The organism is Halobellus ordinarius, from assembly GCF_031823395.1.
GTDB lineage: Archaea > Halobacteriota > Halobacteria > Halobacteriales > Haloferacaceae > Haloquadratum > Haloquadratum ordinarius.
Genome location: NZ_JAVQKJ010000004.1, coordinates 79,694 through 93,127 on the forward strand (window position 1 = coordinate 79,694; position 13,434 = coordinate 93,127).

Annotated in this window: 15 protein-coding genes; 6 read left to right on the forward strand and 9 right to left on the reverse strand. The window is 68.7% G+C overall.

The annotated features are described in order from the left end of the window. The gene (locus tag RJT48_RS06465; protein WP_311171434.1) at positions 1–372 is read left to right on the forward strand and encodes a DUF8055 family protein; all 372 of its coding nucleotides are present in this window, start codon (positions 1–3) and stop codon (positions 370–372) included. Positions 373–491: 119 nt separating this feature from the next. Further along, entirely contained in the window at positions 492–1,223 is a 732-nt protein-coding gene (locus RJT48_RS06470) for a GNAT family N-acetyltransferase (protein ID WP_311171435.1), read from the forward strand. Here RJT48_RS06470 and RJT48_RS06475 read toward each other — a convergent pair. From RJT48_RS06475 to RJT48_RS06510, 8 genes are all read right to left on the reverse strand, one after another. Continuing rightward, a complete protein-coding gene (locus RJT48_RS06475) occupies positions 1,220–1,396 on the reverse strand; it encodes a DUF8014 family protein (RefSeq protein WP_311171436.1) in 177 nt (58 codons plus the stop codon). The genes RJT48_RS06470 and RJT48_RS06475 overlap by 4 nt on opposite strands. 108 nt (positions 1,397–1,504) lie before the next feature. Continuing rightward, on the reverse strand, positions 1,505–3,352 hold the full coding sequence (locus tag RJT48_RS06480; protein ID WP_311171437.1) for a cobyric acid synthase: 1,848 nt from the start codon (positions 3,350–3,352) through the stop codon (positions 1,505–1,507). A gap of 25 nt (positions 3,353–3,377) precedes the next feature. Beyond that, the gene (locus RJT48_RS06485; protein ID WP_311171438.1) at positions 3,378–4,079 is read right to left on the reverse strand and encodes a cob(I)yrinic acid a,c-diamide adenosyltransferase; all 702 of its coding nucleotides are present in this window, start codon (positions 4,077–4,079) and stop codon (positions 3,378–3,380) included. A 75-nt stretch (positions 4,080–4,154) separates the two neighbouring features. Beyond that, positions 4,155–5,144 (reverse strand): glutathione S-transferase family protein, encoded by a 990-nt coding sequence (locus RJT48_RS06490; protein WP_311171439.1) that lies wholly within the window; start codon positions 5,142–5,144, stop codon positions 4,155–4,157. A gap of 188 nt (positions 5,145–5,332) precedes the next feature. Further along, positions 5,333–6,073, reverse strand: coding sequence for a class I SAM-dependent methyltransferase (locus RJT48_RS06495; RefSeq protein WP_311171440.1), 741 nt, complete (start codon positions 6,071–6,073; stop codon positions 5,333–5,335). 3 nt (positions 6,074–6,076) lie between these two features. Next, positions 6,077–6,985 (reverse strand): thiamine-phosphate synthase family protein, encoded by a 909-nt coding sequence (locus RJT48_RS06500; protein ID WP_311171441.1) that lies wholly within the window; start codon positions 6,983–6,985, stop codon positions 6,077–6,079. Beyond that, positions 6,982–7,623 carry a dCTP deaminase gene (gene dcd / locus RJT48_RS06505; RefSeq protein ID WP_311171442.1) on the reverse strand — a complete coding sequence of 214 codons (642 nt, stop codon included), beginning with the start codon at positions 7,621–7,623 and terminating at the stop codon, positions 6,982–6,984. The genes RJT48_RS06500 and dcd overlap by 4 nt, the downstream gene beginning before the upstream one ends. Before the next feature lie 141 nt (positions 7,624–7,764). Continuing rightward, the gene (locus RJT48_RS06510; protein ID WP_311171443.1) at positions 7,765–8,241 is read right to left on the reverse strand and encodes a DUF3592 domain-containing protein; all 477 of its coding nucleotides are present in this window, start codon (positions 8,239–8,241) and stop codon (positions 7,765–7,767) included. A 91-nt stretch (positions 8,242–8,332) separates the two neighbouring features. Between RJT48_RS06510 and pth2 the strand changes: the two genes are divergently transcribed. The 4 genes from pth2 to RJT48_RS06530 all read left to right on the forward strand — a co-directional run bounded on the left by pth2 (position 8,333) and on the right by RJT48_RS06530 (position 12,287). After that, complete coding sequence (pth2, locus tag RJT48_RS06515) at positions 8,333–8,671, forward strand: peptidyl-tRNA hydrolase Pth2 (protein WP_311171445.1); 339 nt, start codon at positions 8,333–8,335, stop codon at positions 8,669–8,671. An 80-nt stretch (positions 8,672–8,751) separates the two neighbouring features. Then, positions 8,752–10,023: a PAS domain-containing sensor histidine kinase gene (locus RJT48_RS06520; protein WP_311171446.1), complete on the forward strand. Its 1,272-nt coding sequence runs from the start codon at positions 8,752–8,754 to the stop codon at positions 10,021–10,023. A gap of 57 nt (positions 10,024–10,080) precedes the next feature. Continuing rightward, positions 10,081–11,517, forward strand: a complete 1,437-nt coding sequence (truD, locus tag RJT48_RS06525) for a tRNA pseudouridine(13) synthase TruD (RefSeq protein WP_311171447.1) — start codon at positions 10,081–10,083, stop codon at positions 11,515–11,517. Positions 11,518–11,561: 44 nt separating this feature from the next. Next, positions 11,562–12,287: a DUF2103 domain-containing protein gene (locus RJT48_RS06530; RefSeq protein WP_311171449.1), complete on the forward strand. Its 726-nt coding sequence runs from the start codon at positions 11,562–11,564 to the stop codon at positions 12,285–12,287. A gap of 39 nt (positions 12,288–12,326) precedes the next feature. Here RJT48_RS06530 and RJT48_RS06535 read toward each other — a convergent pair whose 3' ends face one another. Next, positions 12,327–13,097 carry a 4-phosphopantoate--beta-alanine ligase gene (locus tag RJT48_RS06535; protein ID WP_311171450.1) on the reverse strand — a complete coding sequence of 257 codons (771 nt, stop codon included), beginning with the start codon at positions 13,095–13,097 and terminating at the stop codon, positions 12,327–12,329. Positions 13,098–13,434 lie beyond the last annotated feature (337 nt).

Sequence of the window (13,434 nt, forward strand, 5' to 3'; positions counted from 1 at the left end):
ATGGCAGGATCGCCGTACACCGAGCGCATCGCCGACCTGGCCGATCAGGCCCGCGCGGCGCGGGCGTCGTTCGAGCCACCGGAATCGCCACCGGCCGAAGAGCGGGCGCTGGCGTATCTCCGCGAGGTGTTCGGCCCGGCTGTCACACTCTACATCGACGCCCGGACCGGGGGCGACCACGTCCGGCTGACGGGCGAGGACTTCTCGCGGCTCAACCAGGCGCTTCACGACGGGTTGACCCTCTATCTCCGGTGTTACGGTTCCGAGCACGACCCCGACGTTACCGTCCGGACGGCCGCGGAACTGCTCGTGGAGACGCACAATATTCGCGATACGGCGCAACTGCTCACCGATGTGCCGCCCCGCCGGTGAATCGCCTCGGGGTCAAGCCCCGGGTATTCGCCTTGCCCGCTGATAAACAACTGCTCACATATGTCCCGCGGGTAACATTCATAATTAATCATAAGTAGTTGTGTGTGGAACGGTCACGTATGAACGAGACCCTCGACCACAAGAGCCGGGAGGCCATCTACGAGTACGTCGACGAGTTCGGGCCGGTCGACCACGAGCAGGTCCAGGACGAACTCGGGTTCGATCAGGGGGCGTTCGGAAACCACGTCACGATCCTCAAACGGGACGGGCGCCTCAAAGAGACGAACGGCAAACTGGAGACCACGTTCGAGGGCGATTTCGACAGCGACACCGCGACGACGTTCTCCGAGGGGGACGTGTCCTTCTCGATTCGCCCCGCGCGACAGCCGGATCACTCGGGACTCGTCGAGGTGATCCGCGAGACTGTCGCCGACGGGCGCGACGTCGTCGCGGAGAACATCGCCGACATCCTCGACAACGAGCGGGTGCTCTTCCGCCACGACGACGTCCAGTCACGGGTGTTCTTCGTCGCCACCGTCGACGGCGACGTCGTCGGGTGGACCAACCTGACCCATCCTGAACTGGAGAAGCTGGAGCACACCGCGGAACTCACCGTCGGTGTGCTTCCGGAGTACCGCCGCAACGGGATCGGCAGCCACCTGCTCCAGCGCGGACTGGAGTGGGCGAGCGAGGAGGGGTACGAACGCATCTACAACAGTATCCCCTCGACGAACGAGAAGGCGGTCGAGTTCCTCAAAGACCACGGCTGGGAGATCGAGGCCACGCGCGAGGACCACTACCGGATCGACGGCGAGTACGTCGACGAGGTGATGATGGCCGTCTGGATCTAACCGGGCCACCCTTCCCGCCCGTCGGCGTCGGGAAGCGGCTCGACCACGACGCCGTCCTGCTGTCCGAGCGCCCGGCCGTGGGCCGCACAGACGACTCTGTTTTCGGCCCACGGAATGTGGAGTCGGACCGCCGCAGTCCGGTCGCACTCTGCCTCCGTGCAGGTCTCGGCCATACGGACAAGTGGGACAGCGACGGACTATAGCTTCTGTCCCGCTTTGGTGGTCAGCAGCTTCTATGTCCCGCTCCGGTGGTCAGTGGCTGCTGTGCCCCGCTCCGGTGGTCAGCGCTCCACGTCCGGACAGAGCGCGTCGAGCGGGACCGGTTCGACGAGAGCAGCGGCACGCGCGTAGGGATCTGACGACTCAGCGGGATCGCCCGCGGTCGCGGCCGCCTGTGACGGGGACGCCCCCGGCCGCGAGACTCCCGCGTACTCGAAGACGGCTTCGACGAACGCCGTGCGCACCGAATCGTTCTCGAAGAGCCCGTGAAGGTAGGTTCCGAGGACCGTTCCCGTCGCAGCGCCGAGGGAGATCGGCTCCCTGTCGGCGGCGGAGAACGGCGTCTCGATCGATGCGGCTGCGGGCGTCGCGGCCGACTCCTCGCGGGGTGCATCGACCGGCTCGTCGCGCGCGAGCGCAACCGGCCGCGTCTCGCCTGCGTGGATCTCGTACCCGTCGACGACGCCCGACGCGCCCGCGAGTGGTCCTGTCCCATCCACGTGCCACTGCGCCGGCGAGACACGCTTTCGCCGCGAAAAGGTGGTCTCGACCGGCAGCAGTCCGACCCCCCGGAGCGTCGAATCGTCGGCGACACTCTCGACGTCGGCGGCGACGAGGCGCTCGCCGAGGAGCTGGTACCCGCCGCAGAGGCCGACGACGGGGCCCTCGAACGCTCGCAGGCGCTGGTGCAGGTCCGCTTCCCGGATCGCGCGCAGGTCGTCCGCGGTGTTCTTCGTGCCTGTCAGCACGACTGCGTCGGCCTCCGACAGCGACGCGTCGAGTGGCACGAACGCGACGCGGACACCCGGGACGGCGGCGAGCGGGTCGACGTCGGCGGTGTTAGACGCACGGGGGAGTCGCGGCACGGCGACGGTGACGCTCTGTGCGTCCGGCACGCCGTCGTCCCCGCCGCGGACCGCTCGCTCGCCGACGGCCGGCAGCGAGACGCTGTCCTCCTCGGGGAGCCCGGGGTCGTCGTAAGGGAGGACCGCGAGCACGGGCACGCCGGTCCGGGATTCGATCTCGTCGATCCCGGAATCAAGCAACGACCGATCGCCGCGGAACTTCGTGATAGCGACGCCGACGACCCGCTCGCGGACGTCCTCGGGCAGCAGTTCCACGGTCCCCAGGATCGACGCGAAGACGCCGCCGCGTTCGATATCGGCGACGAGGAGGATCCGCGCGTCGGCGAAGCGCGCCGTCTCGACGTTCGCTAAGTCGCGGTCGTGGAAGTTCACCTCCGCGATCGACCCGGCGCCCTCAGCGACGACGACGTCGTGTGCGGCCGCCAGACGCGCGTGGGCCGCTTCGGCCGCCGCGCGGGCATCCTCCCAGTGTTCGGCGTAGTAGTCGCCCGCGGCGTAGTGGCCGACCGCGACGCCGTCGACGACGAGCTGGGACTCGCCCTCGCCGCGGGGCTTGAGCAGGACGGGGTTGTGATCTGTCGTCGGGCGGACGCCGGCCGCCCGCGCCTGAACGTACTGGGAGACGCCGATCTCGCCGAAGGCCGGAATCTCGCGGTCGCGGTCGGCATCCCGTCCGGGCGTGGACGCGGCTGGCTCCTCCTGCCGGACCGCTTCCGGCCGCACGACCGCGCGCGCCTCGTTACTCATATTCTGCGCCTTGAACGGCGCGACGTCGAGACCAATGTCCGCGAGGCGGCGACAGAGACCCGCGGCGACGGTGCTCTTGCCGACGTGGCTCGCGGTGCCGGCGACGAGGACGGTGGTGGCGTCGGTCGCGTGGTCGGGGGCGTCGGTCGCGTGGTCGGGGGCGTCGGTCGCGTGGTCGGGGGCGTCGGTCGCGTGGTCGGGGGCGTCGATCGCGTGGTCGGGGGCGTCGATCGCGTGGTCGGGGGCGTCGATCGCGTGGTCGGGGGCGTCGATCGCGTGGTCGGGAGAATCGGCCATCGGTGCAGGTAGTGGGTGGAGTTGGTCAGTACTCGGTGCCCTTCCGCGCGCGGGTCCCCGCGTCGAAGGGATGCTTCAGTTTCCGGACCTCGCTGACCAGGTCGGCGGAATCGAGGAGGTACGTCGGCTCGGTGTGGCTCCCGGTCAGGACGAGTTCGAGGTCCTCGGGCTTCGCGTCGATCAGATCGAGCACCGCGGACTCGTCGACGAGTCCCTGATCGACCGCATAGAGGATCTCGTCGAGGACGAGCATATGAACGCCCGCCTCGGGATCGGCGTCGAGATCGAGGGGCGCGGTCAGGTCCGCGTCGGTTGCGGCTTCGATGAGATCCTCAGCGCGCGCGAGTGCGCCGCGGGCCTTCGCCCGGTGTTCGTCCTCGTCGGAGCCGTCGAGCATCCCGTGCCAGCCGTAGTGGCCGGTGTTCTCGTAGGAGATGCCCGGCACGGCCGCGATGGCGTTGTACTCGCCGCGGACGCTCTCGACGGAGTCCGCGCCGCCCTTCAAAAACTGGAGGAGATGAACGCGGTAGCCGTGGCCCGCCGCGCGGAACGCCATCCCGAGCGCCGCGGTGGTCTTGCCCTTCCCGTCGCCCCACCACGCCTGCACCAGGCCGAACTCCTCGGGCGCGGCGGATTCGATGTCGTCGGCGGACGGGCGGACGCCGCCGCCGGGCGTGCCGCGTCGCGTCTCCGACGGCGTCGTCGCCGCGGGGTCGTCGTCAGTCATACCGGGGAGTGGGAGGCGGCGGACAAGAAGGCGACGGAGCGGGCAGGGGGTTCGACTGCGGATGGACGCTTCGTCTCAGTCGTCTGCGACGGGAGCGTCACCCTGGAGCGCCGCAGGGAGATCAGCCGGCAGCCGATCGCGGTCGTGCGGCTCCGAGAAGTCGATGTCGGGGCCCGCCGGGACGAGTCGCTTCGGGTTCACGTCGCCGTGGCTCTTGTAGTAGTGCCGGGTGATGTGGTCGACGTTCACCGTCTCGGCGACGCCCGGGAGCTGGTACAGCTCCTTCGTGTAGTTCCAGAGGTTCGGGTACTCGTGGATCGCCCGGCGGTTGCATTTGAAATGGGTGTGGTAGACGTGATCGAATCGGACCAGCGTCGCGAACATCGCGATATCCGCCTCGGTGAGCACCTCGCCCGCGAGGAAGCGCTGGTCGTCGAGGACCGACTCCCAGTGATCGAGCGCGTCGAAAACATCGTCGACCGCAGTCTCGTATGCCGCCTGGGTGTCCGCGAACCCGGCGCGGTAGACGCCGTTGTTGATGGGGTCGTAGATCTCGTCGATCGCCTCGTCGACTTCCTCGCGGTAGCCCGCCGGCCAGAGGTCGACGTCGCCATCGAATTCGGTGTCGAGCATCCGCATAATCTCGCGGGACTCGTTGTTGACGACGGTCTCCTGTTCTTTGTCCCACAGGACCGGGACGGTCACCCGGCCTGTGAACTCCGGGTCCGCGCGGGTGTAGATGTCGCGGAGGTACGCCTCGCCGTAGAGCGGATCGGGGTACTCCTCGGAGAACTCCCAGCCGTCGTCGTGGCGGACGGGTTCGACGATCGAAAGCGAGATGTCGTCTTCGAGACCCTTCAGCCGCCGGGTCATCGCGACGCGATGCGCCCAGGGACAGGCCCGGGAGATATAGACGTGATAGCGGCCGGATTCCGCCGGATATTCGGCGTCCGGGTCGTCCTGGATCCAGTCGCGGAACGACGTCTCCTGTCTGTCGAACTCGCCGGCCTCGTTGGTCGTCTCGTAGGTGTCGGTGTGCCACTCGCCGTCGACGAGCATATTCATCGGCGCTCACCTCGGTACCGCGGCGATCGGCTCGAACGGTGCAGCAGGGAGTCGGATGTGGCTGATCGGATCATCGTCCGTCGAATACGACCGTGAACGGGGTAAGTCGTTCGGCGCCGGGTGCGATCCACACACGACCGCGGGCTGGAGAGCAGTGCGGTCTGCCGGTCGCGACCCGACCCGTCGAATTACCGCTCCCGCGACCCCGACACCCGACCGCCGGCGATGCGGGCGAAGCCCAGCGTCCGGGTCTTACGCGCGACGTCCTCGCAGACGCGGTCGAGTTCGCGGTGCGCCGCCAGGAGTCGCCGGTCGAGCGCGCGCGTCGGTGACGCCCCGTGTCGCTCGCCTGACCCGGGTGGAGCGGATGCGCGAACGAGCGCTCGGAACGGCAGGTTCAGCGGCCGGGCGAGCGGGCGGGCGGTCCGTCCGAGATCGAGCAGTGCGAGCCGCCCACCCGGACCGACGAGGTCCGCCCACGTGTCGACCGCCGCGGCGGGGTCTGTGAGCATCCCCGAGAGGAACGTCGCCAGAACCGCGTCGGCGTCGGCGATCGGCGGCCGGGCGGCGTCGCCGCGAACGACGTGGACGTTGTGCCAGCCGGCCCGGGTAATCCGCTCCCGGGCGATCGCAAGCGGTCCGGGAGCGACGTCGACGCCGACCACGACGCCGCCGCGGCCGACCCGCTCGCGGAGTTTCGGGAAGTTCGCGCCGGTCCCACAGCCCATCTCGACGACGACGTCACCGCGGCCCGGGTCGAGCGCGTCGACGACCGCCGCCCGGAGTCGCGCCACGCCGGGCGTCCGTCGGGCGATCAGATCGTACAGGGTCGCGTAACGGGTGTAAAACTCCTGTGTCGCGCGGATGCCCGCAGCACGGTCCGCGTCTGAACTGACGTCATCGGCGTCGTCGCGGTCATCGAAAGCCATCCGTCACCCCCGGAGCAGTTCCTTGACCGCCGCGACGACCGCGTCGGCGTCGGGGCCGAGGACGTAGGTGATCGGTTCGATGCCGTAGCCGCCGGTCTGATAACAGACGAACGTTTCTGGGAGGTCCTCGCGGTCGGCGAGGGACTCGCGGATCGGATCGGTCGGCGCGTCCGGGTCGAACTCCACGGCGTCGTAGCCGGCCGCTTCGAGCGTCGCGACGATCTCCGGGTCGTAGCAGATATTGATCGCGGCGCGGACGTCGCGGCCGGCGTCACGGGCCGACAGGAGCACGGAGGCGACGTGCTCGCTGACGCCGAACTCCGGATCGCCGGGGACCGTCGCGCGACCCTTCACGTCGAAGATCCGCCCGGGGACGCCCGCGACGTCGTCCACGGTCGCCGCCTCGGGGAGACACTCCACGAGGTTCGAGCCGACGTTCGGGATGAGCCCGGCGAAGCCGCTCGTGTTTGTCAGTCGGCGGAGCGCCCGCCGCACCGACGAGCGCACCTGCTCGCTCGTCCGGAGGGCGCTCTCGGGGTCGTGGATCCGGCCGTACCCGTCGTATTCCGCCAGTTCCGGCATCGCTTGTTCGTGGAGTCGCGCGAGGAGATCGCCCTCCTCGAGTCGGCGGACGAGCACCTCCGCCTCGACGAGCGCCTGCACGCTGGTCATATCGCCAGTCGTCAGGCCGTCCGCGATCCGTTCGACGAGGTCGGCGACCCGCTCGTCCGACAGTACCTCCTCGCGGCGGTTGATCTCACCGTGTGCGTACTTCGAGACGGCGCTCTGGCTGATGCCCAGCGTTTCGGCCACTTCGTGCTGGGTGAGCCCCCGCTCGCGGAGTTCCGCCGCCAGCATCGATCGAAACGTCGGGAGGAACTCCTCGACGACGACCTCCTCGATGAATCTCATTCCCCTTTTGCACCTCCATCCGTCTCTTTCGCTCCGGCGTCAGTCCCGTCACCTCCTCCCCCGGCGAACTCGGGATCGGCGCCGATCCGGGACGCTTGCGGGCCCTCCTGGCCCTGGTACTTCGAGCCGCGCTCGACGCCGTAGGGGCGCGCCGCGGGCTGGGTGAGTTCGGTGAAGATCAGCTGTGAGACGCGCATCCCGGGGGTGAGTGCGACCGGCGCGGTCCCGAGATTCGAGAGTTCGAGCGTGATCTGTCCCTTGTAGCCCGGGTCGACGATCCCTGCAGTCGCGTGAATCACGACGGCGAGTCGGCCGAGCGAGGAGCGCCCCTCGACGCTCGCAAGCAGATCCGGCGGGATCTCGACGCGCTCTTTGGTCGTTCCGAGCACGAAGTCGCCGGGGTGGAGGATGAACTCCTCGCCCTCCGGGACGGTTGTCTCGCTCACGTACTTGGAGACCTCCGACTCGCGGTTCGGGTGGATGCACGAGATGTTCGTCCGCTGGAACTCCAGAAACTCCTCGCCCAGTCGGAGGTCCAGACTCGCCGGCTGGACCTGCATATCGAGGTCGTCGATGGGTTCGACGACGAGGTCGCCGGCCTCCAGGCGCGCGAGGATGTCGTCGTCCGAGAGTATCATCGTACAGGTGAGTGTGAGCGACCGATGTAAAGTCACCCGCTTCCGACCGGGGCGGTCCGGGGGGTCGAAGGGACCGGCGCGTCGCGGCCGGGTCGCTCCGGCGATCGGCCTCGTGCGAAATCGCTCGACCGAGAGACCGTTCTAGATGTTCAGCGACGACCGGACGCGGGACCCGAGCGTGACGAGCACGATCAGGGCCCCGATCCCCGCGAGCTTCAGCGAATACGTCGACCGTCGCTTCTCGAGGAACGCGTCGCCGGGCGCCGCCGGATCGACGTACGCGGTGACCGTCTCTCCCGATTCGTACTCCTGTGCGATCGACTGCGCCTTCGAGTGCGTCTCGTACTTCGGGCTCACGTCCGACGGGAAGATCCGGTCGCCGGTGTACGCCGTGCCGTCGTAGCGGTACTCGAAGGACACGGTCGGTTTGTGAGACTGGTCTCCCTTGCTGGAGACCGTCTCGACGTCGGTCTCGACGATCGTCGCGTCCACGGCCACCGCGTCTTCGATCGCGTCCGACTGCTGGGTGTAATCGTACGCGCCGTACCCGGCGAGGCCGGTTCCGACGAGGAGCAATACTGCCGCGAAGAACGAACTGGGACCGATTGTGGAGGGCACAGATTCCGGTGAGTGAGATCCCTTATAATTATGACGCTTCCACCCCGCGGCAAAGCGAGGACATATACGACATCGCGCGCCAGAATCGCGTATGAAACAGGCCATCGTCGCCCGGACTGACCTCGGGATGGGGCGCGGCAAACTCGCCGCGCAGGTCGCACACGCCTCCCTGTCGGCCTACGAAGACGCCGACGAGCGGACGAGAAAACGGTGGAAAGGAGAGGGGCAAAAGAAGGTCGTGCTCAAAGCCAGCGGCGAATCGGAGCTGTTCCGCCTCGCCGACGAGGCCCAACGGCTCGGGCTGCCGAACGCGATCGTTCGGGACGCCGGTCACACTCAGCTGGACCCGGGGACGGTGACCTGTCTGGCGGTCGGTCCCGGCGACGAGGCGGAGATCGACCGGGTGACGGGCGATCTTTCGCTGTACTGATCGGTTCCGCAAGCAGGGCCGTCCGTGGGGCGGCGAAACGGCCAAACGACTTACCACGGGTCCGAACTGAGAAGCAGACAATGAGCGATTCCGGGGGGTCGGACACCGAGTGCACGCTCCCGGCGATCGTGGACGACCTCGGCGACGCCGTGATCGTCCGCGACGCCGAGAGCGGCGCGACCGTCGCGGTCAACGACGCCGTCGAGGCGATCTTCGGTTACTCCCCCGAGACGTTCCGCGACCTCGATCCCGCTGTCTACGCCGCGGATCCGGAGCGAGCGGCCGACGCGCGAACGGCGGCCCGCGGGGCGGCCGCGGAAACTGGCTCGGCGACCTACCTCTGGGAGGCCGAGCGGGCCGACGGATCGACGTTCTGGGCCGAATCCACTGTGTCGACGACGACGGTCGACGGGCGGGACTGTCTCGCGTGCGTCGTCCGAGACGTGACTGACCGCGTGGAGCGCGAGCGCGAACTCGAACGGTTCGGGGAGGTGCTGTCTCACGACCTCCGGAGCCCTCTGAACGCCGCCCAGGCGCAGGTGGACATCCTGCGGTCGACAGTCGAGGGTGGCGAGGAGTTCCTGAATCGGCTGGACCGCGTCCACGACCGGATGGCCGCCATCGTCGACGACGTCCGCACGCTCGTCGACGAGGGGGGTCGGGTCACTGAACTCACACGGGTCGATCTGAATGACCTGGTGACTGCGGCCTGGGAGGCGGTCGGCGGGGACGATGCCGGCGCGCGACACCACTTCCGGGGCAGAGACCGAAGCGAGATCGAGGCCGAACTCGTCGTCGACGACGACCTGGGGGCCGTCACGGCCGACGAGGGACGGCTGCGGCGCCTCTTCGAGAACCTCTTCGAGAACGGGATCAGACACGGGAGCGCGGACGGCGCCGACGTCACAGTGACGGTCTCGGCGCTCCCCGAGGGTGTCGTCGTCGCCGACGACGGCCCCGGGATCGGAGCGGCCGATCCGGACCGGATCTTCGAGTACGGATACACAACCGCCGACGGCGGGACGGGCTTCGGACTGAATATCGTCGCCGCCGCCGCGGAGGCCCACGGCTGGGACGTCACCGTCGGCGAGTCCGACGCCGGCGGCGCGCGGTTCGAGATCACCGGGATGGAGCGGGAACCAAGGACGGACTCCAGCCGGGAAACGCCAAACAGCGGCGTCGAAAGCCGGGACAACGACCGGGACGCCGCTCAGGGAACCGAGGACGAAAGCGCCGATCGGCAGGCCGACGACCGCGACGCCGACAGCCGAACGGACGGCAGCGGAGGTCGACGGCAAGGCAGGGGCGGAAACGACGCCGAGGTGACGGAGACCCACAGCTTTGGCGGCTGAGGTCGCTCCGGAACCGGAGAGACCTTACTCCCTGGGCGGGAATCCCGATCCGACCGAATGCGCGAGGCACACCCGCTCGAACGGCGCGTCGGCATCGAGTACTACGACAGCGACGCCGACGGGACCGGCGGCCGCCTGCGAACGACGCCCGAGGACTTCCGCGTCCGGGAACTCGAGCGGATGGACCCGGAACCCCTCGCGTCCGACCCCGGTGACTATCCGCACCTGCTGATCCGGGCCACGCTGTACCGGTGGGACACGAACGACTTCGTCCAGCGCCTCTCGAACGCGCTGGGGGCGAGTCGCGAGCGGATCTCCTGGGCGGGGACGAAGGACAAGCACGCGGTCACGACGCAGCTATTCACCCTCGCAAACGTCGACCCAGACGACGTCCCCGAGATCTCCGACGCCGAAATCGAGGTCCTGGGCCGCGTCGGGCGCCAACTCCACTTCGGCGATCTGGCCGGCAACGCCTTCGAGATCCGCGTCCGCGACGCCGACGTCGGGACCGTCGGGACGATCACCGACGAGTTGCACGCGCGGGTACACGGCGAACGCGGGAAAGCAAACAAAAGCGACGGCGACGCCGGGGAGCACCGCGGCGACGACGCCGAGGAAAAGCGCAGCGAAGAAGCCGCCCCCGTCGACGTCGCGGTCCCGAACTACTTCGGCCACCAGCGGTTCGGGAGCCGCCGGCCCGTCACCCACGAGGTCGGCCTGAGTCTCTCCCGCGGCGAGTGGCGCGAGGCGGTGCTGACGTACGTCGGCAACCCCTACGACGCCGAACCGGAGGCGACGCAGGAAGCCCGGGCGTTCGTCGACGAGCAGGCCGAGACGGCAGACCCCGACTGGGACGGTGCGCTCGATCGGATGCCCGGGGCGCTCCGCTTCGAGCGGTCGATGCTGCACCGCCTCGCGGCCGACGGCGACGAGACGCCCGCCGACTGGCGCCACGCGCTGGAAGCCGTCCCGGAGAACCTCCAGCGGCTCTTTGTCAACGCCGCCCAGTCGTACGCGTTCAACCGTATCGTCAGCGAGCGGCTCTCCCGGGGGCTCCCGCTGGCCCGCCCAGTCGCGGGCGACGTCGTCTGTTTCGCCGACACCGACGCGCCCGAGGGACTCTACCGCCCGGACACCGACCGGACGCAGGTCGCAAGCGAGCGCCGCGTCGACGTGATGCAACGACACTGCGAGCGCGGTCGGGCGTTCGTGACCGCGCCGCTCGTCGGCACCGAAACGGAACTGGCCGACGGCGAGCCCGGCGACGCCGAGCGCGCCGTGCTCGACGAACTGGGTCTCGCGCCCGACGATTTCGACCTTCCGGGCGAGTTCCACTCGACGGGGACGCGGCGGGCGGTTCTCCTGCGGACGCGCGTCGGCGTCGAGTGCGAACCGAGCGAGGGCGCGTACGAACTCGGCTTCTCGCTCCCGTCGGGGTCGTACGCGACGGTGCTCTTACGAGAATATCTGAAGACGAGTCCGACCGAACTGTAGTCCCACATAGCCGTCCTTTTGTTCACCCGTCGTCTGCGACCGGTATGGACTGTCGGCGGTGCGGTACGCCTCTCGAACGCCCCGGCGACTACTGTCTGGCCTGCAACACGGCCAACTGCGACGCCGTCGTCGTCGTCTTCGAGCGGGACCGCGCCGAACTGACGATGCTCGACGAGGAGACGGTCGTCGGCCGGACCGCGCTGACGACCGTCCCGGAGGAGGACCCCGAAGCGGAGGTCGTCGAACTCCGGAACTTCGCGGGCCGCGTCGCCGACGAGGTCCGTCGCAAGCGGCCCGAGACCGTGTTCGCTGCGGGGAACCGCGACGTCCTCCGGGAGGCACGTGCGCAACTGCACCACGAGTTCTACCGCATCGCGGGCGACGATCCCGTCGAGCGCGTCCTGGAACGCCGCGGGGAGCGCTCGCTGGAGGTGGTCGAGACGCCGCCGCAGGAGAAACTCGGCGGCGCTCACTCGACGCTGATCGGCGGCCGCGCGGGGAGACGGGCCATCGGCGTCGTCGCCGGCCACCCGCACGTGAAGAAGATCGTGCCGGGACCGATCGACGCCGGCGGGATGGGCTCCCAAACCGGCCTGCGGGCGAAGGTGACCCGCGCCGACGACAACGGCAACGTCCGCCTGCTGCTGCGGGACGGGTCGAGCGTCCAGGAGAACCGCGTCGTGACGACCGCGATGGACAGAGAGACCGGCGAGTTCGTCCGCGACGACCTCAACGACGCGCTCACCGAGGCAGAGTTACGGGACGCATAGGAATCGCTGGCCGGGCAGCCGTCGGATACCGTCTCGCCCTCACGTCAGATCGCCGGACCGGATCGCGTCTTCTGCCGCCGACAGCGCCGCCTCGCGGTCGAACTCGCCCGCGATCGCCTCCAGTTCCGACCGGGACGCCGACTGGAGGTCGCGGGCGTGCTCGGTGATGTTCGGGACCGCCCGGAGGATGTTGTCGACGATCGGCACCGACGCCGACTGCGCCGAGCGCGACAGCGGATTGAGGTCGATCACGATCTCGGTTTTGCCCATCGCTGCGAGCGCTTCCGCCCGGTCGCCGTCCTCCAGCGGGACGAGTACCACGTCGGCGCCGCCGATGCCGTCGGCGTCGACCTTCGCGCGCTCGTGATCGAGTCCGGGAATTCGGGCGTCCGCGGCGAGTCCACGCAGTTCGACGCCGGCGTCGTCGATCGCTTCTGTCCAGTGTTCCCGGAGGTGCTCAACGATGGCCCGCATCCGCTCGTCGGTCCAGTTGAAGAGGTTCACCTCGACGTCGGCGTCGACGGCGGCGGCCAGTTCGAGGATCTCGCCGGGAACGAGGGCGGCGACGTTGCCGTTCACCGAGAGCACGGGTCGCTCGGCGAAAAGCAACACCGCGGCGGCGGCGCGGGCGGCCTCGTCGGCCGAGCGGATCGTCTCCTCGCCGAGCAGGTAGTCGAACGCCTCGCCGCGCCCCTCGGCGATCAACCCCTGTTTGCTCGTGATCCCCTTCTCGACGCCCGCCTCGATGCGGTGTCGCGTGAGCAACGACTGGTACCGGGGGTGGCTTTCCGGGACGTCGATCTCGCTCATATCTGGGGATCCGCGGGGTGAAAGAAAAACGGGCCGATTCGCCGGCGTCGGTCGCGAACCAGCGTCCCCGCCTCCGCGTAGACTGTCGACCGTGACTGTTTCAAGAGATAATAGATCCCGGTTTCAGGGACGGACAGCCGACAGTATCCAGGCAGTTATAGAAGACTTATTACGGTGTTTATTTCACGATCTCACAGTCGAACCAGCCGTGAAAGAGAGCGTGCGAGTTGAGCATCCGCGAGCGAACGTAGTGAGCGAGCGGTTCACCGACGAAGCCGCCGAAGGCGGCGGAGTCGGTCACTTTTTGGTCCAGATTTTTGCAAGGAGTGGTCGCGCG